We start from the raw sequence: 21,927 nt of genomic DNA on the forward strand, positions 1-21,927 counted from the left end.
TCCCTTGGAGTTGATGATGAACCGCCCCGTGCCGAACCCCGGCATTCTCGACATCGCGCCCTACACGCCCGGCAAGAGCCCGAAGCCCGAGCCCGGCCGCAAGGTGTTCAAGCTCTCCGCCAACGAGACCCCGTTCGGTCCCTCACCCAAGGCGATCGAAGCGTTCAAGAGCGCGGCTGATCATCTCGAGGATTATCCGGAAGGGACTTCGCGGGTGCTGCGCGAGGCCATCGGCCGCACCTACGGTCTCGATCCCGACCGCATCGTCTGCGGCGCCGGCTCCGACGAGATTCTCAATCTGCTGGCGCACACCTTCCTCCGCGAGGGCGACGAGGCGATCTCCAGCGCGCACGGCTTTCTGGTCTATCCGATCGCGACCATGGCCTGCGGCGCCAAGAGCGTGATCGCCGCCGAGGACGAGTACCGCACCGACGTCGACGCGATCCTCGCCGCGGTGACGCCGCGCACCAAGCTGGTGTGGCTCGCCAACCCCAACAATCCGACCGGCACCTACATCCCGTTCGACGAGGTCAAGCGGCTGCGCGCCGGCCTGCCCTCGCATGTCGTGCTGGTGCTCGACGCCGCCTATGCCGACTACGTCTCGCGCAACGACTATGAGTTCGGCATCGAGCTGGTCGCGACCACCGAGAACACCGTCGTCACGCACACCTTCTCCAAGATCCACGGCCTTGCCGCGCTGCGCGTCGGCTGGATGTTCGGCCCGGCGCACATCGTCGATGCCATCAACCGGATCCGCGGACCGTTCAACGTCTCGTCGCCGGCGATGCTGGCGGCAGTGGCCGCGATCGAGGACACCGCGCATCAGCAGATGTCGAAGACGCACACCGAGACCTGGCGCAACCGGCTGACCGAGGAGATCGGCAAGCTCGGGCTGAAGGTCACGCCGAGCGTCACCAATTTCCTGCTGATCCACTTCCCCGTGGAGAAGGGCAAGACTGCCGTCGAGGCCGACGAATTCCTGACCCGCCGCGGCCTCGTGCTGCGCGCGCTCGCCAACTACAAGCTGCCGAACGCGCTGCGGATGACGATCGGCACCGACGAAGCCAATGGTCTCGTGCTCGAGGCGCTGCGTGATTTCATGGGGGCGAAGTGAGCGTCCCGGGGCATTTCGAACGCGTCGCGCTGATCGGCTTCGGCCTGATCGGCGGCTCGATCGCACGCGCGGCCAAGCTGCAGGGCGTGGCCGGCGAGATCGTCACCACGGCGCGCTCGGAGAAGACGCGCGCCCGCGTCGCCGAGCTCGGCATCGTCGACCAGGTCGTCGCGAGCAATGCGGAAGCGGTCAAGGATGCCGATCTCGTCATCCTCTGCATTCCCGTCGGCGCTTGCGGTCCGGTCGCGGCGGAGATCGCTCCGCATCTGAAGCCCGGCGCTGTCGTCTCCGATGTCGGCTCGGTGAAGGGCGCGATCGTCCGCGACATGGCTCCGCATCTGCCGGCGAACGTCCATTTCGTCCCGGCGCATCCGGTGGCCGGCACCGAGAATTCCGGTCCGGATTCCGGTTTTGCCGAGCTGTTCATCAACCGTTGGTGCATCCTGACGCCGCCCGACGGCGTCGATGCCGGCGCGATCGATCGTCTGCGCGCGTTCTGGGCGGCGCTCGGCGCCAAGGTCGAGATCATGACGCCGGATCATCATGACCGCGTGCTCGCGATCACCAGCCATTTGCCGCATCTGATCGCCTACACGATCGTCGGCACCGCCGACGAGCTGGCCCAGGTGACGGAGTCCGAGGTCATCAAGTTCTCCGCCGGCGGCTTCCGCGACTTCACCCGCATTGCCGCGTCCGATCCCACGATGTGGCGCGACATCTTCCTGAGCAACAAGGATGCCGTGCTCGACATGCTCGGCACCTTCACCGAAGACCTGTCGAAGCTGACGCGGGCGATCCGGCGCGGCGATGGCGAGGCGCTGTTCGATCACTTCACCCGCACCCGGGCGATCCGCCGCGGCATCGTCGACATCGGCCAGGATTCGGCAGCGCCAGATTTCGGCCGGCCGCTGCCGCAGTTGAAGAAGAGCTAGAACAGCGGAGGCACGCGCGCGACCTTGAACGGACCGAGCACCACGGCACCATCGGAGAAGCGCAGCGGGAAGGTCCGCGCCTTGCGTCCTTCCAACGTGGTCTCCTTGCCGAGCGCATTGATGCCGAGCGCGACGCCTACATTGGCGTTCTGCTTGACCACCTTGCCGAGGCCGGGAATAGCGCGGTCGAGCGCCCCGAGCAGATTGCTGACGTCCTGCGACTTCACGCCCGGCGCGACGCGATCCAGCGTTCCCTGCGGCACGCCGTTCTCGAGCATCTTGTCGAGGCCGAGCGCCGGAATCACCTTTTCGATCCCGGCCACCGTCATTTGCACCTCGCCATCGATGTTGCCATTGGCAGTGAGGGTGAGTGTGCCAGCAGCGATGGCGAGCAGCTCGCCTTGCTGGATGCGCGCCTGGACGATCTCGACATGACCGCCCGCCGCCTGGATCTCGCGAAACCGCTCAGGCCAGGGCTTGGGACGGAAATCCTTCAGCCCGGTGACGCGGCCCTGGATGTCCGTGTTGAACGGCTCCGCCAACAGCGGATGAGCGCCCTGGATGCTGCCGTTGGCGATCTGCAGCGCCGTCTCCAGCACCGGCTGATCCGACGGCGTCCCCTCGGCAAGACGGCCGTGCAACTCCGCGTGATCGGCGCGCGCGGCCGGCACCGCGGTGTTGCCCTCGACGCGCTCGATGGTCGGTTGCTCGAACACGAGGTCGGCGCGCTGCGGCGGCCCCGGCAGACCGCGCACGCTGGCCTGCCCGACGCTCCAGTTCGCATTGAACGAGGCTGGGCCGCGGCCGTCGGCGATCGTCGCAGGTCCCTTGAACTCCGCGATGATCCGCTTCGGATCCCAGACCTGCGCGACAACCAGGATTTCGTCGAGCTTGGCGTTCATCAGCGGCGTGCCCGCGGCCTGCGAGAACAGCGCCACGGTCGGATCAGAACAGCGCACCTCGAGACGGAACGGGAAGCCGGCGACCGAGCGCTTGGCGCAATCATAGACGCGGCCTGCCTTCGCCTCGCGGGCGCGCCAGGCGTCGGCCTGGACATCGACCTGCGAAGCAGCGAAGAACCAGAACGCGCTCCATGCGACGGCGGCGATCAGGAGCAGGATGGGGGCGATGAAAAGCCCCCAGAGCGGGCGCCTGCGGCGCGCTTGCGGCAAACGAGACATGCAGGACACCCTTTGGGCAGCAATTTTGGCGATTCCACGATCACGGATTGTGTACATAAATTAACAATTCGCGAGCACCACACTTAGGCGTCCGCTGTCATGTCCGCAATGACTCTCTCCCCACGCGATCTTCCCGGCGGCGATCTTTGGGTGTTCGGCTATGGCTCGCTGATGTGGCGGCCCGGCTTCGACTTCGTCGAGCAGGTGCCGGCACGGCTGATCGGCGAGCATCGCGCGCTGTGCGTGTATTCCTTCGTCCATCGCGGCACGCCGGAGAAACCAGGCCTCGTGCTCGGTCTCGATCGCGGCGGCGCGTGCCGAGGCATTGCATTTCGCGTCACAGCCGACAAGCGCGACGACACCATCGCGTATCTGCGCGCGCGTGAGCAGGTGACGTCGGTCTATCGCGAGGTGACGCGCTCGGTGTGGCTGGAGAACGACGCGCGCGAGCGGGTGAGTGCGCTGGTCTACGTCGTCGATCGTGGCCATGTGCAATATGCCGGCCGGCTGTCGCTGCAGGAGCAGCTGCGCCATGTGCGCCAGGGTCACGGCCAATCCGGCGCCAATCGCGACTACGTGATCTCGACGGTGAAGGCGATCGAGGCGCAGGGTTTTCGCGATACGCAACTGCATCGACTGGCAACGATGCTGCACGACGACGGCCACTCGCTGCATCCGGCACCGGACGGTGCGGCATGAGGCGGATCAGGCCTGCACTTCGGCCGGCACGCGCCCGAACAGTTGCGCCTGCTCGGCCTGTCCCGCGGCCACGAGACGTCCGGTCGCCTCCTCGATCATGTTCTGGAGGCGCGTCATGAACTCGTCGCGCGGCAAGCCCGGCGGCAGCGGATCGAGAAACTCAACCACCAGCGTGCCCGGATAGCGGAGGAACGTGCGGCGTGGCCAGAACAGACCCGAGTTCAGCGCTACCGGCAGGCAAGGCACGCCGCAATCCGTGTAGATCAGACCAACGCCGCCCTTGTAGTCCGGCGGCGCGCCCGCCGGGCGGCGCGTGCCTTCCGGAAAGATCACGAACTGGCGGCCGTGCTTCACCTCCTCCGCGGCGCGCCGCATCACCTGCTTCAGGGCGCGGGCGCCGGAGCTGCGGTCGATCGCAACCATGTTCGCCTTGAGCAGGTACTGCCCGAACAGGGGAATGCGCAGCAGCTCGCGCTTCAACACGAAGAACGGCGCGTCGAAGAAATGCAGCAGCGAGATCGTCTCCCACATCGACTGATGCTTGGCGGCGACGATCAACGGCCCGGTCGGGATCTTCTCGACGCCGCGATATTCGACCCGGATGTTGCAGACGACGCGCATCAAAAAGATGTTGCTCTGCGCCCACCAGTTCGCGACGCGCAGCAGCGCCTTGCGCGGCATGGCCAGCGTCGGCAGCGCGACCAGCGCCCAGAACACGAAGTTCGGATAGAACAGGATGTTGAACAGCAGCGAGCGCAGGAAGATCAGAACCATCAGGATTCCAGTTTAATTGGCCAGCACCGTCGCCGGACGGCGCGAGATCGCGCCGGTCGGCGGCTCGCTCTCGGGCACGAGATCGATGCCGAGATCGGCAAGCCGAAGCCGCGCTTCCGCGGCGACATATTTGGCATATTCGGACAGCAGCAGCCGCAAGGTGGGCCCGCTGGTCCACCACGGCTCGTCGCGCCACTTCTCGCCGACGACGGCATAGGGAATGAGATCCATGCTCGGCATTGCGTGGGACAGCTCCACGATGGCGCGCGGCATGTGATAGTTCGAGGTCACCACGATCAGCGACTTGAAGCCGCGCTCAGCCGCCCAGCGCCGCGCCTGTGCTGCGTTGCTGCGGGTGTTGATCGCGGAGTAATCGAGATCGACGCAGCAATTGATGAAGGAGCGCGCCTCCGGCAATGACCGGGTGATGTCGTTGGCGTCGTTGGTCGGGTGCACGCCGGAGATCAACAGCCGCCGGCCATAGCCGCCGGCCAGCAGCTCAACCGCATCGGACACCCGCGACGAGCCGCCGGTCAGGACCACGATGCCATCGGCCTTGCGCTCGGGCTTGATCTCGGCGCCGCGCAGTTGCGACAGAAAGCCGACGAAGCCGACCGCGGCGACGAAGAAGCCGAGGCCGAGCGTGGCCACGAGGCCCGCGAGCGTCCGGCCCACCACCACATAGAGCGGCAGCCTGCGCCTGCTATCGTCGGTCTTCGCCCCCATGCAATGCCTGGGCGTATCCCTGCCTGCCTGCGCACGGCGCCATGCCGTCGCGCGTTTCCATCGTTCAAGTCCGGGCAAGCAGGCAGGTTTCGCCGGCTTCCCGATCACGTTCGCTCGCCACCCAATCTGGCACGCGACCATCCTCGTGTTCGTGACCCGGCTCACCCCGTGCTGCCTCACCCCGGCGCAGACGATTTTAGGCGGTTTTCGGGCCAAGTGAAATGCGCATCACGGCGGCTGGGGACAGACGCCGCCATCAGTCGATGCTCGCCAGTGTCGTGAACAGGGTCCGGCGGGCCGCCCAGCCGGTCACCGCCGCGATCACGATGGCCTGCAGCGCGATCGCCACATAGCCGAGGGGGCGCAGCGAGAACGTGCCGAGCAGCGCCGCGAACTGGTCGCCGACCGGCGTGCCGGAGAACCAGTTGGCGATCGACTCCGAGAAGCCGAAGCCGAGCATCGCAAGCCCGCCGCCGATCACGCCGCCCTCCAGACCGAGTTGCAGGAAGTGGCGCAGGAAATGATTGGCAATGTAGCGGTCGCCGGCGCCGACGAAATGCAGCACCTCGACGATCGGCCGGTTCGCAGCCATCGCGCCGCGGGTCGCGAACGACACCGAGATGATGGTGGCCGCGATCACCAGCACGAGAATGCCGAAACCGGCGAACAGGGTCGCGCCGGTCATCGAGCGCATGCGCTCGATCCAGGCACGGTGATCGTCGACGCTGGCGGTCGGCGCGACCTGGGTCACGCGGTTGCGCAGCGCGTTGAGATCGAAGCTGGTGCCGGGCTGCACGCGGGCGATGATGACGCGCGGCACCGGCAGCTCATCGAATGATAGCCCGCTGCCGAGCCATGGCTCCAGCAGCTTGCTGGATTCGTCCTTGGTGAAGGGCCGAACCTCGACGATGCCGGACTGCGCCCGCATCGCCTCCGTCACCAGTGCAATGTCACGATCGAGATCGCGGCCGGTCTTGGGCCGCACCTGGACGGTGATCTCGCTGGCGACTTCGGATTGCCACTCCGCCGCGGACTCGCTGATCAGCAGCACGCCACCGGTCGTGATCGAGGCGAGGAAGGTCATGATGGCCACCACGGCGACCAGCGCGCGGCCGGCGATCGAAGCCCGTGGCACGATCGGCGACACGATGCGCGCCTGCGCCGGCAGTTGCGGGCGGTCCTCGCCGAGATCGACCAGGAGGCCGCGATCGTCCACGCTACTCATAGATGTGCAATCGTCCCTGGTGCAGCACCAGCCGCCGGGCCTCGTATTGGTCCATCAGCGTGATGTCGTGGGTTGCGATGATCACCGCCGTCCCCGAGCGGTTCAGTTCGATGAACAGCCGCAACAGGCGGCGCCCCAAGGTCGGATCGACGTTGCCGGTCGGCTCGTCCGCGAGCAGCAGCTGCGGCCGCGAGATCACGGCGCGCGCAATCGCCGCACGCTGCTTCTCACCGCCCGAGAGAATCGGCGGCAGCGCATCCATCCGCTCGCCGAGACCGACCCATTTCAGGAGATCGATCACCTCTTTGCGGTAGCTCGACTCGTCACGCCCCATGACCCGAAACGGCAGCGCGACGTTCTCATAGGTTGTCATGTGGTCGAGCAGTCGGAAGTCCTGCAGCACGATGCCGATGCGCTTGCGCAGATCGGCGATCTCCTCCTTGCTCAGCAGCGAGATGTCGTAACCGAACAGATTGACCAGCCCGCGCGTCGGCCGCAGCGACAGGAACAGCAGCTTGAGCAGCGAGGTCTTGCCGGCGCCCGACGGGCCGGTGAGAAACTGGAAGGAATGGGCCGGAATCGCGAAAGTGAGGTCGCGGAGGATCTCCGGCCCCAGTCCATAGCGCAGCCCAACATTTTCGAACCGAACCAAAGCCTCAGCTCCGTTCGACGGCGTGCAGGGTCGATCCGCACGCGGCAAGCCCGGGATGACGATCGCCCGATTGAGCGCCCGTTATGGTTTCCGGTTCGTTAATGGTTGCCATGTACCAATGGCGCGATTGCGTTCCGACGTTCGTCAACATGGTGGTCCTTGTAGCACGAACTGCCGGAAACAAAGCGGCAATGCCCGTTGGAGACCTGGCGCGATGTTCATCGTTTGCCCCCATTGTGCGACATCTTACGCCATCGACCTGGCAACCCTGGGTATGGCCGGTCGCAGCGTACGCTGTTCCCGTTGCAAGGAGGTCTGGCTGGCGCGACCGGAGGACGCGGTCGAGGCGCCGGCCCCGATCCCGGAAATGGCCGAAGCCGGCGCGGCCTCCGCGCCGCGTGACGCCGCCGACGAATGGGAGGCGCTGGCCCGCGAGGAGCCCGACGAGCAGGCCCCCGAGGTGGACAGCCCGCCGATCGCCGCCGGCTGGCCGGAGGATGCGGTGGCCGAGGAGACCGAAGATGCCGAGGCGGAGGCTCCCGCGCAGGGCCGGCTCGCACGCCTGGCCGGCCTTTCCAAATTCATCAAGCGGCCGGCGTTGCCGGACTTCCCGGGCAAGAAGGTGTTCAACCTGCCGGCGCTGACTGCCGCCATGGCGGCGCTGACGGTCGCGCTTGTGGTGTGGCGCGCCGACGTGGTCAGGGTGTTGCCGCAGACCGCCTCGCTCTACAAGCTGGTCGGGCTGGAGGTGAACCTGCGCGGTGCGGCCTTCAAGGATGTGAAGCTGGCGACCGAGACCGTCGACGGCAAGCCGGTGCTGGTGATCGAGGGCACGATCGTCAGCACCACCAAGAAGGCAGTCGACCTGCCGCGGCTGCGCTTCAGCGTCCGCGACGCGCAGGGCACCGAGATCTACGCCTGGAACACCCTGCTCGAGCAGCCCGTGCTCAAGCCCGGCGAGCGCATCGCATTCAAGTCGCGCCTGGCCTCGCCCCCTCCCGAAGGCCGCAATATCGATATACGGTTCTTCAACCGGCGCGATCTCGCCGCCGGCAGTGCATGATGGTTCCGGTCTCGTGGATTGCCCGCGGGGCCCACGAGACGGAGACGAAACGACATGTCGCGCGTGCTGATCGCCGACGACGAAGATTCGATGCGGACGCTGGTCGCTCGCGCGATCGCGATGGACGGGCACGAGACGGTCACGGCGCAGGACGGCGCCGAGGCGCTCGACATCCTCACCCGCGAGAACGGCGCCTTCGACCTGCTGCTGACCGACATCCAGATGCCGATCATGGACGGCATCGCCCTGGCGCTCTCGGCCGCGCGCGACTTTCCCGATCTGACGATCCTGCTGATGACCGGCTTCGCCCACCAGCGCGAGCGCGCCTCCAATCTCAGCGCCATCGCGCATGACGTGATCACCAAGCCGTTCTCGGTCGCCGATATCCGGACCGCGGTAGCCGACGCGCTGGCGTCGAAGGCGGCGCGGACGTGAGGGACTGCGGCGCCGGAGAAGGCCGGGCGGAACCCACTTGAAATCCGCCTCTCCGGCATGATCTCTCCCCGACGCCTCGCGCATGCCGGGGCGCGTTGCAGGAGACCGGCTTGAGCGTCGCATTCACCAAGGAAGAGAGCGCCGAGACCGCGGCGGAGACGATGCTGCCGGACCGACCGGTCTCGCCGCATCCGAACCTCGTCACTGAGGCCGGGCTGAAGGCGCTCGAGGCTCAGTTGCGCGAGGCGCAGGCCGCCTATGACGCCGCGCAGGGGATCGAGGACGTCAACGAGCGGCGGCGTGAATCCGCGCTGCCGCTGCGCGACGCCCGCTATTTTTCGACGCGGCTGCGGACGGCGCAGGTGATGCCACCGCCCGCCTCCACCGACACGATCGCCTTCGGCAGCACGGTGACGTTCGAACGCGGGGACGGCCGCGTGCAGACCTACCGCATCGTCGGCGAGGACGAGGCCGATCCGAAGCTCGGCATGATCTCCTACGTCTCGCCAGTGGCGCAGCGGCTGATGGGCAAGGCGGTCGGCGACGTCGTCAACGTCCAGGGCCAGGAGATCGAGATCGTCAAGATTGCCTGAGGCAAAATGAGGATCGGGATCATCTCCGACACCCACGGGCTGCTGCGGCCGGAGGCCGAGCGGTGCCTGGCCGGGGTCGATCACATCCTCCACGCCGGCGATATCGGCCGGCCCGATATCGTCGTACGCCTCGCGCTCATCGCGCCGGTCACGGCGATCCGCGGCAACATCGACACCGCGGACTGGGCCAAGGCCTATCCCGAGACCACCACCGTGCAACTCGGCGGGCGGATTTTTCACCTCGTCCACGACATCAGTGACCTCGGCCTCGATCCCGCAGCCGATGGGATCGACGCCGTGATCTCCGGGCATTCGCATCGCGCGCGAACGGAGATGCGCGACGGCGTGCTGTACCTCAATCCCGGCAGCGCCGGGCCGCGGCGCTTCAAGCTGCCGATCACCCTGGCGACGCTCGATGTCGCCGCGGGCCCGCTCGCGCCTGTGATTCACGATCTCAGCGCGGGCTGACACGCCTCGTTCCTCAATAATCCTTCAGCAGCCGCTCGATGTAGTCGAGCTCGACCTGCGGCCGCGAGGAATCGCCGAGGCGGCGGCGCAGTTCTTCGAGGATGCGGCGGACGCGCTGGACGTCGATCTCGCCCGGGATCTTCTGGGAGAAATCGTCGATGTCGCGTCCCGGATGCATCGGGCGGCCCAACGGATCGGTCTGCTGCGCACCCTGCTGGCGGCCGGCGCGCTGACCGGGGCCATCGCCCGGCTGGTCGCCGTCCCCCTGCTGCATCGCCTCGGCGAGGCTCTGCGCGCCCTTCTTCAGCGCATCGAGCGCCTTGCCCTGCGATTCCACCGCGCCATCGGCGTTGCTGTCGCCGAGCTGGCTGCCGGCATCGCCCATCGCGCCATCGGCCTCGTCGAGACCGTCGCCGGAGTCGCCCTGCTCGCCTTGGTCACCCGGCTCGCCGCCTTGTTGTCCTTGCTGGCCCTGCTGCCCCTTCTGGCCTTTCTGACCCTTCTGTCCCTTTTCGCCCTTCTGGCCCATGCCGCGCTTGGCGAGCTGCTCCTGCAACTGCTTGAGCCGGTCGCGCAGCGCCTGCTGGTCCTGCTGCAGGTCGCCCATGCTCTGGTCCTGGTCGCCCTGCTGGCCCTGCTGATTCTTGCCGCGGTTGCGCCGGGAGTCCTGGCCCTGCTTGAAGGTCTTGTCGCGAAGCTGCTGCTGCTTGCGGATCATGTCGCCGAGCTCGTTGAGCGCCTGCTCCATGTCCTGGTCGCCGCCCTGGTTGGGCTGCGCCATCTGCAGGTTTTCCAGCATCTGCTGCAACTGCTCGAGCAGCTCGCGCGCGCCCTCCTTGTCGCCCTGGCGCGACAGCCGCTCCATGCGGTCGATCATGTTCTGCAGGTCCTGCTGGCGCAGCACCTTGGTGTTCTGGTCGAGCGGCCGCTGCGCAGCTTGCGGATTGTTGCGCAGCTGCTCGGCGAGCTGGCGCATGTAGTTGTCCATCGCCTTGCGCAGGTCCTCGGCGAGCTTCTTGATCTCCTCGTCGCTGGCGCCGCGCTCCAGCGCCTGCTTCAGCGCGTCCTGCGCCGCGCGCAGCGCCTTGTCGACGTCCGAGATGTTGCCGTCCTCGATCGTGACCGCGAGCGCCCACAGGCTGGCGACGACCTCGCGCAGCGCATCGTCGGTGCGCGCGGCCTCGAGCTGGCGCGTCACGGAATGCAGGCCGAGATACTGGCCGGGCTCCGGCGTGAACAGCTCCGGGGCGATCGCCAGCGCATCGAGCGCGGTGAACACGTCGGCATTGCGGTTGGCGTCGAGGGCCAGAATCCGGCGCTGCTCGATCAGCGCCCGCGCCAACGGCTTTGTGAACAGCCGCTCCGGCAGCTTGGTCTCGAACGGCTCGCTGGTGCCCTCATTGCCGGCCTCGTCCTTGGCCGTCAGCGTGAGCGTGACGTCGGCGCCGGCATAGGGGTCCTCGCTCAGATCCTTGACGGTCTGGCCGACGCCGTTGCGTGTGCGCGCGTTCGGCAGCACCAGCGGAAACTCCGGCGGCTGGAACAGCGGCCGCGCCGCTTGCGCGTCCGCCGTCTTGGAGTCAGCCTTGGTTTCAGCCGCGCGCGCGGCGACCTTGGCGCGGGCTTCGGTGACGCCGTAATCATCCTCGATCTTGTAGGACAGTTTCAGCGAGCCGCGCGCCTGGCGCTCCGGGTCCTTGGCCATGCTGATGACCGGCGGCTTGTCCGGAGTCGCCGCGAACACCCATTGCGGCTGGCCGGCCGGCGCGCGCACATGCACGGTGCCGTCGGACTTGATGACATAGTGCTTCTCGGTGGTGCCCTTCGGCGCGGCTTCGCCGGCGGCGACCTCGTTCGCCGCGGCCTCCGTGACGCCGCCGCCGGTGATGACGTCGAGATTGCCGCCGCTGGAGCGGATGATCAGGGTCGAGCCCGCCGGCACCACGATCGGGCCGTTCGCCGGCACCGCGCCTTCCTTGTTGGCGGCGGACAGGATGATCGGCGGCTTCGCGGTGTAGAGCGGCGGCTTGATCCAGGCATCGACGCGGATCGTGACCGGCGTCAGCACGCCGTTCCAGTCGAATGCGGAGGCTATGCGCATCGGCCGCTCGTCGCCGGCCGCGACATAGGTCGCGACCAAGAGCACGACGACCAGCGCGCGCACGGCCCAGGGATCATGCAGGGACAGCCGCGGCCGCGGCGTGCCGGCGCGGATGCGCTTGATCGAGGCGAGCGTGCGCTCGCGCTGCGCCTGCCACAGCGCCTGCGCGATCGGATCCTTGGTGGTGAGCGTATCGGTCAGCGCGGTCGCGGGGCGATGCGCGATGCCGGAGCCGCGGTCGAGCCGCGCCAGGCCCTCGTCGCGGCTTGGCCAGCGATACCTGAGCATCGGCACGGCGGCGCCGAGCAGCAGCAGGAGAAACAGCGCGACGCCGATCATGCGCGCCGCGAACGGCAGGCCGAGCCACAGCCCGGCCCAGGACACGATCAGGAACAGGCCAAGCACCATCAGCAGCCGCGCGAGATGCGGCCAGCCGCGCTCCCAGGCGATGGCGTACTGCGCCCGCTTGAGCGCCTGCGCCAGCTTCAGCCGCGCGAGGCCGTCGCTGGAAGGCCCGCCGCTGAAAGGTCGATCGGGAGTGCTGCTTGCCGGCGAGGCCGGCTCGTTCGTGAGGCCGCTCAACAGTCTCTCCAGGTTGCCCGGATGTTCACCCTAGCACAAAGGCAGCCGTGAGGCACCCGTTCCTGTTGGGCATTCCCTACGGCGGAGGCGGTTCACACGGGAGTGTGACCGGGCAGGTTCCCGAAAATTCACGGGAGCCGGCTGTCCGGCCGCTCGTCGCGGCCAGGGATCGCGGATACGCTGGCCGCTCCGCGAGCTTCTCCCCGAGCGCAAACGGATCAGGCCTCATGAACCTCCTCCTCGTGGCAGTCGCGCCGATCTGCTTGTTGGGAGGACTCGTCGCCGTGGTGGTCGCGATCTACTCGTTCTTCGTCATGTTGCAAAACGAACGACCTGACAACCGCACATGGCTCACGTCGTTGCTGGGCCCGCTCATTCTCTTCATTCCCGGCCTCTGGACGGCGGATGGCAACGCCGCCCGCCTGCGGCTGATCTATAGCTTGCTCGTGTTCGGCGCGTGCTTTTTGATCCTGAGCCTGCTCGGAGTCGGACAAAAGTAACGTCCTGCACAACTCCCGTGCCCCCTGTGCCGTGCCCCCTGCCCCGACGAGGATGTCGCCGAAGCCTTGCATCGCGTGACGCGCGCCGTCATCGCTCCCGCATGCAGCCGTGATGATCCGTTCTCGCGGCCTGTTTCGCCCGAGCTTTGCAAACAGAGATGACCCTCCTCCAACAGAGGGCGCAGGGAAGGCCAGGTGCCGACTGGCACCTGCGGTCCGCGTGCAACACATAAGCACGCGGCAGAACCACAGGCTCAGCCGAGATCACCCGGCCTTCCCTGCGCGATGGTGTTACGAATTATACGCGCTCTTCCCGGGGACCGGCTTGTTGGCCCCGTCGCGGACGACACGTCCTCGCCCACTTGGCATCAGCACCGGGATGCCAGAACCACGCGACTTCCTCGTCGCACCGGGATCGTTCGTCCGCGCGAGCAAGCCCACGCTGCGTCCCGATGCGCCCACCGCATCCCGCACCCGACGTCCGTGACGATCGCGAAGCGCCCCCTCAGCGGGACGGGATGCGGAGAGTAGAGCATGATTTCGGATAATGCGCAATAGGGATATTGAAGTAGAGCGCCAAATTATTTTCGTTTGCCGAGAGCCGCTCGCGTGCCCGCGCCGAAGGCGGTATAGTCCAGCAGTGTGACGAGACCGGAGGCTCTGCACCCATGACGCCCCAAGACATTGCCGCCCTCACCCCTCAGGAGCGGTTCGACCTCCTGACCGACCTCTGGGACAGTCTGTCTGCCGAAGGCGTGATACTGACTCCGGTGCAGGAAGCCGAACTTGCGCAGCGGGCCGCCGCGCTCGGTTACGCGCATGACGAATTGGAATGGACCAAGCCGCTGCTGGCCGAGGCCATCGCCGAGATCGAACACGGCGAGGGCGTGCCGCTCAGCGAACTCGAGGCGCGTCTCGACGCCCTGTTTAGTGCACCGTAATCAGTGACGTGTTATTGAGGTGCCAGACCATGAAGCTGATTGATGTCGAGGTAGACAAGCCACAAAGCAACCTTGTCAAGGTGGGTGGCTATTTTGGCAAGCGCCGGGTCATCTACGAGATCCCGCGCGAACCGCTTGATGATTATTTTCGGCACCGCCCCCATCTGACCGATCTGGAGCGTCACACGCTAGTAACTAGCAACCTTGAAGCGATCACTGTTGTAATGCAGCAAAAGTGCGAACAACAGGAGTGGGTCGAGACCGATCGAGGCACGGGACCGTTTTGGCTTCTAAATTTCGATGCACGAGATCTGAAGCTAAGCGATCACCAGCTTGTCGCTGATGAATTGGCGAAGGCGAAGCACGACCCCCATTAGGCACGACGCCCGCTTGCTCGCAAACCGATAAGATGTGCCCTAAGTTATATGACCTGACGCATGACGACGCCATTCAAACAAAACGACGTTTTTAAGCACGTGGACGCAGACCCGCTCAACGCGTGCGTTGGCAACAACGGCGGTCCATACGATCTCTACGACTACGCGAAGGGCTACTTCGAGGCGACTAAAACCCTTATCGACAACCTCCAAGACGAAGGCAACCATATAGACCTCATTGTCTATCCAATATGCTTCAATTTCCGTCACGCCATCGAACTTTACCTCAAATACGTCATCACCGATCTGGCGAAAGTCAAAGGCACCACTCACAAATTTAAGACCAAGCATGCCCTTAGCAAGAATTGGCGTGCAGCTAAAAGTCTGTTGGGGCTTATCGAAACAACCAGTGAAGATTTGGATTATTTCGAGAAGGTCGTAAGGTGCATCGACGAAGTGGACACGACCGATGGCCAGACTTTCCGTTTCCCTGGGAGCATTAAGGGAGACAAGCACCTTCAGGAGTGGTCGACCATTAACCTGCCGACTCTTGGAGCCCATAGTGATAAAATAGCGACTATTGCCCATACTTGGCACGGACGCATCGAGAGCGCCGTAGAGTCCGCCAACACTTCGGCGGAAGACAAAGCCGAGCCGACTGATTTTTCTGAGCTGATTTCTCCTAAGGAGCTTCGACTAGTCTAAGCTCTCCTTATCCGGCGATCACTCAACCTTGCCAAAGAAGTCATCTTGAAGGTACTTCGTTGGCAGCAGGGCTGAAGAGGATGGCGAGATGACCCGGCATCCTCGGACTTCAGATTTGCCGAGACGCTTAGCAAGCCGTCCATCGACACTAAAGAACTCGACGGCTTGAACCGTCAAAGCGGTAGCGATGTGTATGCGGTCTGCAACTTTCTCCCACAGGCCATCAACGACAGCCAAGTCGCGTGCCAGCAGAACAATCAACGGAGATGTTGCAGTAGTGATGATGCCGTCTCGTCCAGACAAGAGCAGCCTCTCAACTTGGGGCTTTAGGTCCGCTGGCGGCGGCTTGTCACCCAAGTGAATAACCTCTCCGATCGTAATCATGGACGTGTGAAGCTCGACCTCCCCCTCTCTAGCCGCACGCATGGTTCGTTCAATCATGTCCACTTCGGAAAGCGGATGCGTCAGAGGCAGCCCTCGCTGCTTCTTTAGCGCCTCGATCAGGCAGCAAGCATCAATGTAGATCTTCGGCTTCGCCATCGCGCATCTTGTCAATAAATTCGGAGGTTGTCAGGTCGCCAGTAAGATCGGGCGCCAGACCAAAAAACTTATCGAACTCGGCATCGGATAACGGCGCGTAAGACTTCGCCCAACTCACACGCACCTCCTTAATTCGGCCAGTAGCGCGCTCAGCGACGACGGAGCCAGAGAGGTTTACGACCGCATCCTTATCCTCATATAGTCGATAGATTTGATCATACATCTCGGTCTTGTAGAAGCACTTAACTAGCTCATTCGACACCAACTCACGCAAATTGAAATAGCTAGAATCTTTGTACCAAGTACCTAGCCTTCCCTGCAGAGTTCCTTCGTACCTGTAATCTACATTGTAGGCAGCATCTACATTGAGCGTGGTCTTCTTCGAAATACTCTTCCATTCAACACTTTCAAGCGGAGCATCGGCATCTACAATGCCTAACTTTACTATTTCGTCGCTATCTATAACCGTCCCAAGTTCGACAAATTGACGGACCGTACTGGGACTGAACTCTCCGTTGATGTACCCGTGCGGATCTGCGAAATCAGAGAAGAACCGGAGCCCGTTGTTGAATTTCGCTACCGCAGCGGGATCGACATTGTTGGCGTACTCGACGACAGAGCCAAAAGACCCCTCATAGAAATTCTTGGCAACAAAATCGCCCAATTGCGGAGAAGCTCCAACGTCTGTAGCCAGCAGACGAATGAACTTCTCTAGTTCACCAGAAATCTTGGCGAGCTTGTCCAGACGGACTCCTTCGCCGCCGGGATTGAGCTCGATTTTGAGCCGAATGCGGGTCACAAAACGACCTCTTTTGCAGCCTGGAGGAAGTCCCTGTACATAGATCGCAATTCAATCATACCACGGGATAGCGTTCATTATAGGTTCAACTCCAGAAAGGTTTCATAATACCATAATTGCGGAGAAGCTCATATGCCTCTCATGACTATCCAAGGCACACCGTATCGATCACAATAGGCTGCTCAGCAGCGATCCGAGACAGACCCATCGCAGTCTCGTCGCAGTCACCCTCACGGCCAAACCGGCGCCCCCTCCAGCCCCGCCGTCTCCGGCAGCCCGCACATCAGATTCGCATTCTGCACCGCCTGCCCGGCGGCGCCCTTGCCGAGATTGTCGACGACGCCGAGCGCGATCACCAGATTGCGCTCGGGGTCGGCGGCGTAGCTGACGAAGGCGAGGTTGGAGCCGGTGGCCCATTTGGTCTGCGGCGGCTTGTCGGTGACGCGGACGAAGGTGCGGCCGGCGTAGAAGCTTCGGGCGGCGTCCAGGCACTGTTCTGACGTGGCGCGGCCGCGGGCGTAGATGGTGGCGAGGATGCCGCGGGTCATCGGCACCAGATGCGGCGTGAACACGAGGCCGGCGGCGCTGCCGCCGCTGATCCGCGCGATCGTGCTTTCGATCTCGGGCATGTGGACGTGTTTGAGCAGGCCGTAGGGGATCAGGTTCTCGTTGCTCTCGGCATAGCCGAAGCCCGCGCCGCCGCCGCGGCCGGCGCCGGAGATGCCGGTCTTGGCATCGATGACGATGTTCTCGGACGCGATCAGCCTGTTGGCCAGGAGCGGCGCCAGCGCGGTCAGCGCCGCCGCCGGGAAGCAGCCGGGATTGGCGATGCGGGTCTTGCCCGCGATCGCCTCGGGCCAGACGTCGGCGAGGCCGTAGGTCCAGCCGTCGGCGTAGCGGTGGTCGCCACCGATGTCGACGATCCTCACCTCGCGCGGGATGCGCGCCAGCGCGTCGCGCGAGGCGCCGGTGGGGAGCGAGGCGAAGAGAACGTCGAGCTGCGGCAGGCGCGCAAGGTCCCACTTCTCGATCTAAATCAATCACGAGATCGGCGAGCTTGGCCGGCACGCCGGGGAAGCGCTCCGCCAGAAGCTGGCCGGCGCTGCCCTCGCCCGCGGCGTAGACCAGCTCGAACGAAGGGTGTCCCGCGACCAGGCGCATCGCCTCGCCGCCGCCAAAACCGGAGATCCCGACGATGCCGACGCGAATGCTCATGGGTGGGGTCCTCGTGGTGGGGGGACTGAATTTGCGCGTCTTACCATTGGATCGTGATGCGGTTCTACGGGATCGCATCACGATCCAATCCGCCTGTTTGCGCATTGTCTTTTCGGTAGCGGGGTTTCCGTTCGTTCCAGACCATGCGTTGGTATCTCCGCGTGATACGAAAACCTTACGGCAGAGAGCGCGAAGTGGTAGGAAATCGCGGTGATCCGGAGCTTCAAGGGGAAGTTGGCTGAGCCGATCCTTCAGGGCCGCGTTGTGCCGAAGGGTTTCCCGACCAATCTCGCCCGGATCGCTCGCCGCAAACTGATCATGGTGGACTCGGCCGAGGTACTCCAAGCCCTGAGCTCGCCTCCCGGCAATCGCCTCGAGGCTCTCAAGGGCGACCTTGCGGGCAAGCATTCGATCCGCATCATTGATCAGTGGCGGATCGTGTTCCGATGGACCGACGCCGGTCCTGAGGATGTGGAGATCATCGACTATCACTAGATCTGGACAGGCCCGACGTGGCCATGGACAAGCGAGAACTCAGATGGCGAAGAAACTTCCGCCGGTTCATCCCGGTGAAATCCTGCGGGAAGAATTCCTCGTCCCGCTCAAGCTCACGCCCTATGCGGTCGCCGCCGCGCTGAACGTGCCGCGCACCCGGATCGAACGCATCGCGCGTGAAGAGAAACCGGTGACGGCCGACACCGCGCTGCGGCTCGGCAAGTTCTTCAAGACCGGTGGCGCATTCTGGATGAACATGCAGGCCCGCTACGATCTCGAAACCGCGGAAGACATGCTCGCGCCTGATATCGAAAAGATCGCGGCTTACGAAGCGGTGTGAGCCCAACTGGGCCGAAGAGCGCACCTTCGAGATCAACGCGCAGTCACCCTCCCCTGGAGGGGGAGGGTGAGAACGCGATCGCAGTGCCGTCCGTCGACGTCATTGGCACGTTGGAGAGCGCAACCGCACGAGCGGCTTGCGCGTCAGCCTGCCCTCACAGCCACGGCGCCGGCGTGTCCATCGCGATCAATTGCTCGACCTCGATGCGCGGGCGGATCACGGCGGACTGGTTGCCCTTGACCAGCACCTCGGGGACCAGCGCGCGGGTGTTGTAGGTGGAGGCCTGCACGGCGCCGTAGGCGCCTGCGGTCATGATGGCGAGGAGGTCGCCGGGCGCGGGCTCGGGCAGCGCGCGGTCGAGCGCGAGGTAGTCGCCGCTTTCGCAGACCGGGCCGACGACGTCGGCGATGAACGACGGCGCGTTCGGCGCGGCCTGCTTCACGGGCAAGATGTCGTGATGCGCCTCGTAGAGCGTCGGGCGGATCAGGTCGTTCATCGCGGCGTCGATGATGACGAAGTTCTTGGCCTCGCCGTGCTTCACATAGATCACCTTGGCAATGAGGATGCCGGCATTGCCGACGATCATGCGGCCGGGCTCAAACATCAGGGTGCAGCCGAGATTGTGGCTGACGCGCTTGACCATCGCGGCATAGGCTGATGGCTCCGGCGGCACGGCGCGGTCCATGTGATAGGGGATGCCGAGGCCGCCGCCGAAATCGACATGGGAGATGTCGTGGCCGTCGGCGCGCAGCGTCTGCACGAATTCAGTCAATATGCGGAACGCGGTCTCCATGGGGCCGAGATCGGTGATCTGGCTGCCGATATGGACGTCGACGCCGGTGACCTTGATGCCCGGCATCTTGGCCGCGCGGGCGTAGACCCGGCGCGCGTGGTCCAGCGGAATGCCGAACTTGTTCTCCGACTTGCCGGTCGAGATTTTTGCGTGCGTGCCGGCATCGACGTCCGGATTGACGCGGATGGAGATGCGGGCGGTGTGGCCGGTCTCGACGGCGAGGCGCGCCAGCAGATCGAGCTCGGGCTCGGACTCGATGTTGAGGCAGTGGATGTCGGCCGCGAGCGCGGAGCGCAGCTCGGCCTCGGTCTTGCCGACGCCTGAAAATACGATCTTGCGCGAGGGGATGCCAGCGGCCAGCGCCCGCTTCAATTCGCCGCCGGAGACGACGTCGGCGCCGGCGCCGAGCTTTGCCAAAGTGCGCAGCACCGACTGGTTGGAATTGGCCTTCATCGCGTAGCAGATCAGCACGTCCTGCCCGGCGAAGGCGTCCGCGAACACGCGGTAGTGCCGCTCCAAAGTGGCGGTGGAGTAGCAGTAGAACGGGGTGCCGACGCGGCTCGCGAGCTCGGCGAGATTGACAGCCTCGGCGTGCAGCACGCCGTCGCGGTAGTCGAAATGGTTCATGGGTTCGTGTCCGCGCGCGGCTTGCGAGTGAGTGATTGTGGCGGCGAATTGCCGGGAAATGGCAGGGATTGTCAATTCGGGCGGCCACCCTCCCCTGGAGGGGGAGGGTCGACGCGCGGCGCGTCAGCGACGGGCGTCGGGGTGGGGTGAAGCCGCGACCGCGGTGCGCGTGGAGAGATCACCCCACCCCGCCTCGCATTTCGCTTCGCTCAACGCGAGCCGACCCTCCCCCTCCAGGGGAGGGTGAAGCATCGCCCGCGGAGCAGGCCCTATTTGCTGTCGAGCAGCGGATCCAGGATGAAGGGTTTCTTCTGGCCGCGCGAGGCGGCGGGGGCGCCGTCGGAGCCGTAGCCGGAGTTGAAGACGCCGGGCTTGGCGGCGTTTTCCATCGCGGTGTCGGTGGGCGCGGCGGAGAGCTGCGGGGCCGGCGGGGAATTGGCGGGCAGGTCCAACCCGGCCTTGCGGCCGCAGGCGGCGAGCAGGAGCGCGGAGGCGCCCAGGACGAGAACGATCCGGGCGGCGGAGGTTGGACGGCGAGCGCTAGTCACGTGTGAAATCCCCATGCGGGCGGCACCATACAGAGGTTGATCCGCCCTGACGAGTGCCGGAGAGCCACGCCAGGGGGATCAAATGTTGGAGGGAGGCCCTACTTTCGCTGCTTTTCCAGCCGCTTCAGCCAGGCCTTGGCCTGGGAGGCGACGTTCTTCGGCGCGGTGCCGCCGAAGCTGGTGCGGCTCTTCACGGAGGATTCGACGCTGAGCACGCCGAGCACGTCGGCGGTGATCTTGGGCTCGAACTCCTGCATGGCCTCGAGCGGCAGCTCGTGCAGCGCCACGCCCTGCTTCGAGGCGAGCGCGACGATGCGCCCGGTGACGTGATGGGCGTCGCGGAACGGCATCTTGAGGGTGCGGACCAGCCAATCGGCGAGATCGGTGGCAGTGGCGTAGCCCTCGCCGGCGGCGGCCTTCATGCGGGCTTCGTCCGGCACCAGGTCGAGCGCCATGCCGGTCATGGCGCGGATGGCGAGCGACAGCGCGGCGAAGGCCTCCATCGCGCCCTGCTTATCCTCCTGCATGTCCTTCTGATAGGCGAGCGGCAGGCCCTTCATGACGATCAGGAGCCCGTTGAGCGCACCGATGACGCGCCCCGTCTTGGCGCGGACCAGCTCGGCGGCGTCCGGATTGCGCTTCTGCGGCATGATCGAGGAGCCGGTGGTGAACTTGTCCGACAGCTTGATCAGGCCGACCAGCGGCGAGGTCCAGATCACGATCTCCTCGGCGAAGCGCGACAGATGCACCGCGCAGATCGATGCGGCCGAGAGCGTCTCCAGCACGAAGTCGCGGTCGGAGACGGCATCGAGCGAATTGGCCATCGGGCGGTCGAAGCCGAGCGCCTCGGCGGTCGCGTGGCGGTCGATCGGGAACGAGGTGCCGGCCAGCGCGGCGGCGCCCAGCGGGGACTCGTTGAGACGCTTGCGGGCGTCGAGGAAACGGCCGCGGTCGCGGCCGGCCATCTCGACATAGGCCAGCAGATGGTGGCCGAAGGTGACCGGCTGCGCCGTCTGCAGATGGGTGAAGCCGGGCATCACGGTGCCCGCGAATTCCAGCGCGCGGGTCGCGAGCGCCTGCTGGTATGCGGCGAGGGCGGCGTCGATGTCGTCGATGGTGTCGCGGACGAACAGGCGGAAATCGGTCGCGACCTGGTCGTTGCGGGAACGCGCGGTGTGCAGCCGGCCGGCGGCGGGGCCGATCAGCTCGGACAGCCGGCTCTCGACGTTCATATGGATGTCTTCGAGCGCCCGCTTGAACGCGAACGACCCCTTGGTGATCTCTGACAGGATCGTGTCTAGACCCTTGGCGATATTTTTCGCATCACCCGCGGTGATGATGCCCTGGGCGGCGAGCATGGCGGCGTGCGCCTTGGACGCAGCGATGTCCTGCGCGTAGAGGTGGCGATCGACGTCGATCGAGACGTTGATGTCCTCCATGATCTCGTCGGGACGTTCCGTGAACCGGCCGCCCCACATCTTGTTGCTCATGCCTGCCGCTCT

The 21,927-nt window shown here is 65.2% G+C and carries 24 protein-coding genes and 1 pseudogene; 13 read left to right on the forward strand and 12 right to left on the reverse strand.

Features of this window, described 5'->3' with window-relative positions; translation table 11 throughout:
* Window positions 1-16 precede the first annotated feature (16 nt).
* Both hisC and ACVILH_RS03345 read left to right on the forward strand, forming a co-directional pair.
* Complete coding sequence (gene hisC, locus ACVILH_RS03340; protein ID WP_456711608.1) at window positions 17-1,114, forward strand: histidinol-phosphate transaminase; 1,098 nt, start codon at window positions 17-19, stop codon at window positions 1,112-1,114.
* The gene (locus ACVILH_RS03345) at window positions 1,111-2,046 is read left to right on the forward strand and encodes a prephenate/arogenate dehydrogenase family protein (protein ID WP_456711609.1); all 936 of its coding nucleotides are present in this window, start codon (window positions 1,111-1,113) and stop codon (window positions 2,044-2,046) included. Before hisC ends, ACVILH_RS03345 begins: the two co-directional genes overlap by 4 nt.
* Here the strand turns inward: ACVILH_RS03345 and ACVILH_RS03350 are convergent.
* Entirely contained in the window at window positions 2,043-3,227 is a 1,185-nt protein-coding gene (locus ACVILH_RS03350; RefSeq protein WP_456711610.1) for a DUF2125 domain-containing protein, read from the reverse strand. The genes ACVILH_RS03345 and ACVILH_RS03350 overlap by 4 nt on opposite strands.
* Before the next feature lie 108 nt (window positions 3,228-3,335).
* Between ACVILH_RS03350 and ACVILH_RS03355 the strand changes: the two genes are divergently transcribed.
* The gene (locus ACVILH_RS03355; RefSeq protein ID WP_456716861.1) at window positions 3,336-3,926 is read left to right on the forward strand and encodes a gamma-glutamylcyclotransferase; all 591 of its coding nucleotides are present in this window, start codon (window positions 3,336-3,338) and stop codon (window positions 3,924-3,926) included.
* Window positions 3,927-3,932: 6 nt separating this feature from the next.
* On the opposite strand, the gene ACVILH_RS03360 is transcribed toward ACVILH_RS03355, so the two are convergent.
* From ACVILH_RS03360 to ftsE, 4 genes are all read right to left on the reverse strand, one after another.
* Entirely contained in the window at window positions 3,933-4,700 is a 768-nt protein-coding gene (locus ACVILH_RS03360; RefSeq protein WP_456711611.1) for a lysophospholipid acyltransferase family protein, read from the reverse strand.
* Window positions 4,701-4,712: 12 nt separating this feature from the next.
* Window positions 4,713-5,426 carry a YdcF family protein gene (locus tag ACVILH_RS03365; RefSeq protein WP_456711612.1) on the reverse strand — a complete coding sequence of 238 codons (714 nt, stop codon included), beginning with the start codon at window positions 5,424-5,426 and terminating at the stop codon, window positions 4,713-4,715.
* A gap of 256 nt (window positions 5,427-5,682) precedes the next feature.
* Complete coding sequence (locus ACVILH_RS03370) at window positions 5,683-6,651, reverse strand: cell division protein FtsX (RefSeq protein WP_456711613.1); 969 nt, start codon at window positions 6,649-6,651, stop codon at window positions 5,683-5,685.
* Window positions 6,644-7,303, reverse strand: coding sequence for a cell division ATP-binding protein FtsE (gene ftsE, locus ACVILH_RS03375; protein ID WP_009025800.1), 660 nt, complete (start codon window positions 7,301-7,303; stop codon window positions 6,644-6,646). Before ftsE ends, ACVILH_RS03370 begins: the two co-directional genes overlap by 8 nt.
* A gap of 214 nt (window positions 7,304-7,517) precedes the next feature.
* Here ftsE and ACVILH_RS03380 point away from each other — a divergent pair, with 214 nt between their 5' ends.
* The 4 genes from ACVILH_RS03380 (at window position 7,518) to ACVILH_RS03395 (ending at window position 9,862) form a co-directional block, all read left to right on the forward strand.
* Complete coding sequence (locus tag ACVILH_RS03380; RefSeq protein WP_456711614.1) at window positions 7,518-8,366, forward strand: MJ0042-type zinc finger domain-containing protein; 849 nt, start codon at window positions 7,518-7,520, stop codon at window positions 8,364-8,366.
* Between the two features lie 54 nt (window positions 8,367-8,420).
* A complete protein-coding gene (locus ACVILH_RS03385) occupies window positions 8,421-8,801 on the forward strand; it encodes a response regulator (protein ID WP_456711615.1) in 381 nt (126 codons plus the stop codon).
* 110 nt (window positions 8,802-8,911) lie between these two features.
* The gene (gene greA, locus ACVILH_RS03390) at window positions 8,912-9,394 is read left to right on the forward strand and encodes a transcription elongation factor GreA (protein WP_456711616.1); all 483 of its coding nucleotides are present in this window, start codon (window positions 8,912-8,914) and stop codon (window positions 9,392-9,394) included.
* Between the two features lie 6 nt (window positions 9,395-9,400).
* Window positions 9,401-9,862, forward strand: a complete 462-nt coding sequence (locus ACVILH_RS03395) for a metallophosphoesterase family protein (RefSeq protein WP_456711617.1) — start codon at window positions 9,401-9,403, stop codon at window positions 9,860-9,862.
* Window positions 9,863-9,875: 13 nt separating this feature from the next.
* Here the strand turns inward: ACVILH_RS03395 and ACVILH_RS03400 are convergent, their stop codons facing one another.
* A complete protein-coding gene (locus tag ACVILH_RS03400; RefSeq protein ID WP_456711618.1) occupies window positions 9,876-12,545 on the reverse strand; it encodes a TIGR02302 family protein in 2,670 nt (889 codons plus the stop codon).
* Window positions 12,546-12,772: 227 nt separating this feature from the next.
* Between ACVILH_RS03400 and ACVILH_RS03405 the strand changes: the two genes are divergently transcribed.
* The 4 genes from ACVILH_RS03405 to ACVILH_RS03420 all read left to right on the forward strand — a co-directional run bounded on the left by ACVILH_RS03405 (window position 12,773) and on the right by ACVILH_RS03420 (window position 15,068).
* Window positions 12,773-13,045, forward strand: a complete 273-nt coding sequence (locus tag ACVILH_RS03405; protein WP_456711619.1) for a hypothetical protein — start codon at window positions 12,773-12,775, stop codon at window positions 13,043-13,045.
* A 668-nt stretch (window positions 13,046-13,713) separates the two neighbouring features.
* A complete protein-coding gene (locus tag ACVILH_RS03410; protein ID WP_456711620.1) occupies window positions 13,714-13,986 on the forward strand; it encodes an addiction module protein in 273 nt (90 codons plus the stop codon).
* A 29-nt stretch (window positions 13,987-14,015) separates the two neighbouring features.
* Entirely contained in the window at window positions 14,016-14,363 is a 348-nt protein-coding gene (locus tag ACVILH_RS03415; protein WP_456711621.1) for a hypothetical protein, read from the forward strand.
* 60 nt (window positions 14,364-14,423) lie between these two features.
* On the forward strand, window positions 14,424-15,068 hold the full coding sequence (locus ACVILH_RS03420; RefSeq protein WP_456711622.1) for a hypothetical protein: 645 nt from the start codon (window positions 14,424-14,426) through the stop codon (window positions 15,066-15,068).
* Between the two features lie 18 nt (window positions 15,069-15,086).
* Here ACVILH_RS03420 and ACVILH_RS03425 read toward each other — a convergent pair whose 3' ends face one another.
* From ACVILH_RS03425 to argC, 3 genes and pseudogenes are all read right to left on the reverse strand, one after another.
* A complete protein-coding gene (locus ACVILH_RS03425; RefSeq protein WP_456711623.1) occupies window positions 15,087-15,608 on the reverse strand; it encodes a type II toxin-antitoxin system VapC family toxin in 522 nt (173 codons plus the stop codon).
* The gene (locus ACVILH_RS03430; RefSeq protein WP_456711624.1) at window positions 15,583-16,407 is read right to left on the reverse strand and encodes a hypothetical protein; all 825 of its coding nucleotides are present in this window, start codon (window positions 16,405-16,407) and stop codon (window positions 15,583-15,585) included. Before ACVILH_RS03430 ends, ACVILH_RS03425 begins: the two co-directional genes overlap by 26 nt.
* Window positions 16,408-16,637: 230 nt before the next feature.
* Window positions 16,638-17,622: pseudogene (gene argC / locus ACVILH_RS03435) on the reverse strand (N-acetyl-gamma-glutamyl-phosphate reductase).
* A 210-nt stretch (window positions 17,623-17,832) separates the two neighbouring features.
* On the opposite strand from argC, the gene ACVILH_RS03440 reads away from it, so the two are divergent.
* Together ACVILH_RS03440 and ACVILH_RS03445 are read left to right on the forward strand one after the other, a co-directional pair.
* Window positions 17,833-18,117 carry a type II toxin-antitoxin system RelE/ParE family toxin gene (locus ACVILH_RS03440; protein ID WP_456711625.1) on the forward strand — a complete coding sequence of 95 codons (285 nt, stop codon included), beginning with the start codon at window positions 17,833-17,835 and terminating at the stop codon, window positions 18,115-18,117.
* Between the two features lie 43 nt (window positions 18,118-18,160).
* Entirely contained in the window at window positions 18,161-18,457 is a 297-nt protein-coding gene (locus ACVILH_RS03445; protein ID WP_456711626.1) for a HigA family addiction module antitoxin, read from the forward strand.
* 154 nt (window positions 18,458-18,611) lie between these two features.
* On the opposite strand, the gene lysA is transcribed toward ACVILH_RS03445, so the two are convergent.
* From lysA to argH, 3 genes are all read right to left on the reverse strand, one after another.
* On the reverse strand, window positions 18,612-19,877 hold the full coding sequence (gene lysA / locus ACVILH_RS03450) for a diaminopimelate decarboxylase (protein WP_456711627.1): 1,266 nt from the start codon (window positions 19,875-19,877) through the stop codon (window positions 18,612-18,614).
* 269 nt (window positions 19,878-20,146) lie between these two features.
* On the reverse strand, window positions 20,147-20,440 hold the full coding sequence (lptM, locus tag ACVILH_RS03455) for an LPS translocon maturation chaperone LptM (protein ID WP_456711628.1): 294 nt from the start codon (window positions 20,438-20,440) through the stop codon (window positions 20,147-20,149).
* Between the two features lie 83 nt (window positions 20,441-20,523).
* Window positions 20,524-21,915, reverse strand: coding sequence for an argininosuccinate lyase (argH, locus tag ACVILH_RS03460; protein WP_456711629.1), 1,392 nt, complete (start codon window positions 21,913-21,915; stop codon window positions 20,524-20,526).
* Between the last annotated feature and the right edge of the window lie 12 nt (window positions 21,916-21,927).

It is taken from the genome of Bradyrhizobium sp. USDA 4353 (genome assembly GCF_054063215.1).

Excerpts from the sequence above, each read along its gene's own strand:
- ACVILH_RS03445 (WP_456711626.1), top strand. The coding sequence starts at position 18,161 with ATGGCGAAGAAACTTCCGCCGGTTCATCCCGGTGAAATCCTGCGGGAA.
- argH (WP_456711629.1), bottom strand. The coding sequence starts at position 21,915 with ATGAGCAACAAGATGTGGGGCGGCCGGTTCACGGAACGTCCCGACGAG.
- ACVILH_RS03355 (WP_456716861.1), top strand. The coding sequence starts at position 3,336 with ATGACTCTCTCCCCACGCGATCTTCCCGGCGGCGATCTTTGGGTGTTC.
- lptM (WP_456711628.1), bottom strand. The coding sequence starts at position 20,440 with ATGGGGATTTCACACGTGACTAGCGCTCGCCGTCCAACCTCCGCCGCC.
- ACVILH_RS03395 (WP_456711617.1), top strand. The coding sequence starts at position 9,401 with ATGAGGATCGGGATCATCTCCGACACCCACGGGCTGCTGCGGCCGGAG.
- hisC (WP_456711608.1), top strand. The coding sequence starts at position 17 with ATGAACCGCCCCGTGCCGAACCCCGGCATTCTCGACATCGCGCCCTAC.
- lysA (WP_456711627.1), bottom strand. The coding sequence starts at position 19,877 with ATGAACCATTTCGACTACCGCGACGGCGTGCTGCACGCCGAGGCTGTC.
- ACVILH_RS03420 (WP_456711622.1), top strand. The coding sequence starts at position 14,424 with ATGACGACGCCATTCAAACAAAACGACGTTTTTAAGCACGTGGACGCA.
- ACVILH_RS03410 (WP_456711620.1), top strand. The coding sequence starts at position 13,714 with ATGACGCCCCAAGACATTGCCGCCCTCACCCCTCAGGAGCGGTTCGAC.
- ACVILH_RS03380 (WP_456711614.1), top strand. The coding sequence starts at position 7,518 with ATGTTCATCGTTTGCCCCCATTGTGCGACATCTTACGCCATCGACCTG.
- ACVILH_RS03415 (WP_456711621.1), top strand. The coding sequence starts at position 14,016 with ATGAAGCTGATTGATGTCGAGGTAGACAAGCCACAAAGCAACCTTGTC.
- ACVILH_RS03350 (WP_456711610.1), bottom strand. The coding sequence starts at position 3,227 with ATGTCTCGTTTGCCGCAAGCGCGCCGCAGGCGCCCGCTCTGGGGGCTT.
- ACVILH_RS03405 (WP_456711619.1), top strand. The coding sequence starts at position 12,773 with ATGAACCTCCTCCTCGTGGCAGTCGCGCCGATCTGCTTGTTGGGAGGA.
- ACVILH_RS03385 (WP_456711615.1), top strand. The coding sequence starts at position 8,421 with ATGTCGCGCGTGCTGATCGCCGACGACGAAGATTCGATGCGGACGCTG.
- ACVILH_RS03425 (WP_456711623.1), bottom strand. The coding sequence starts at position 15,608 with ATGGCGAAGCCGAAGATCTACATTGATGCTTGCTGCCTGATCGAGGCG.
- ACVILH_RS03370 (WP_456711613.1), bottom strand. The coding sequence starts at position 6,651 with ATGAGTAGCGTGGACGATCGCGGCCTCCTGGTCGATCTCGGCGAGGAC.
- ACVILH_RS03360 (WP_456711611.1), bottom strand. The coding sequence starts at position 4,700 with ATGGTTCTGATCTTCCTGCGCTCGCTGCTGTTCAACATCCTGTTCTAT.
- ACVILH_RS03365 (WP_456711612.1), bottom strand. The coding sequence starts at position 5,426 with ATGGGGGCGAAGACCGACGATAGCAGGCGCAGGCTGCCGCTCTATGTG.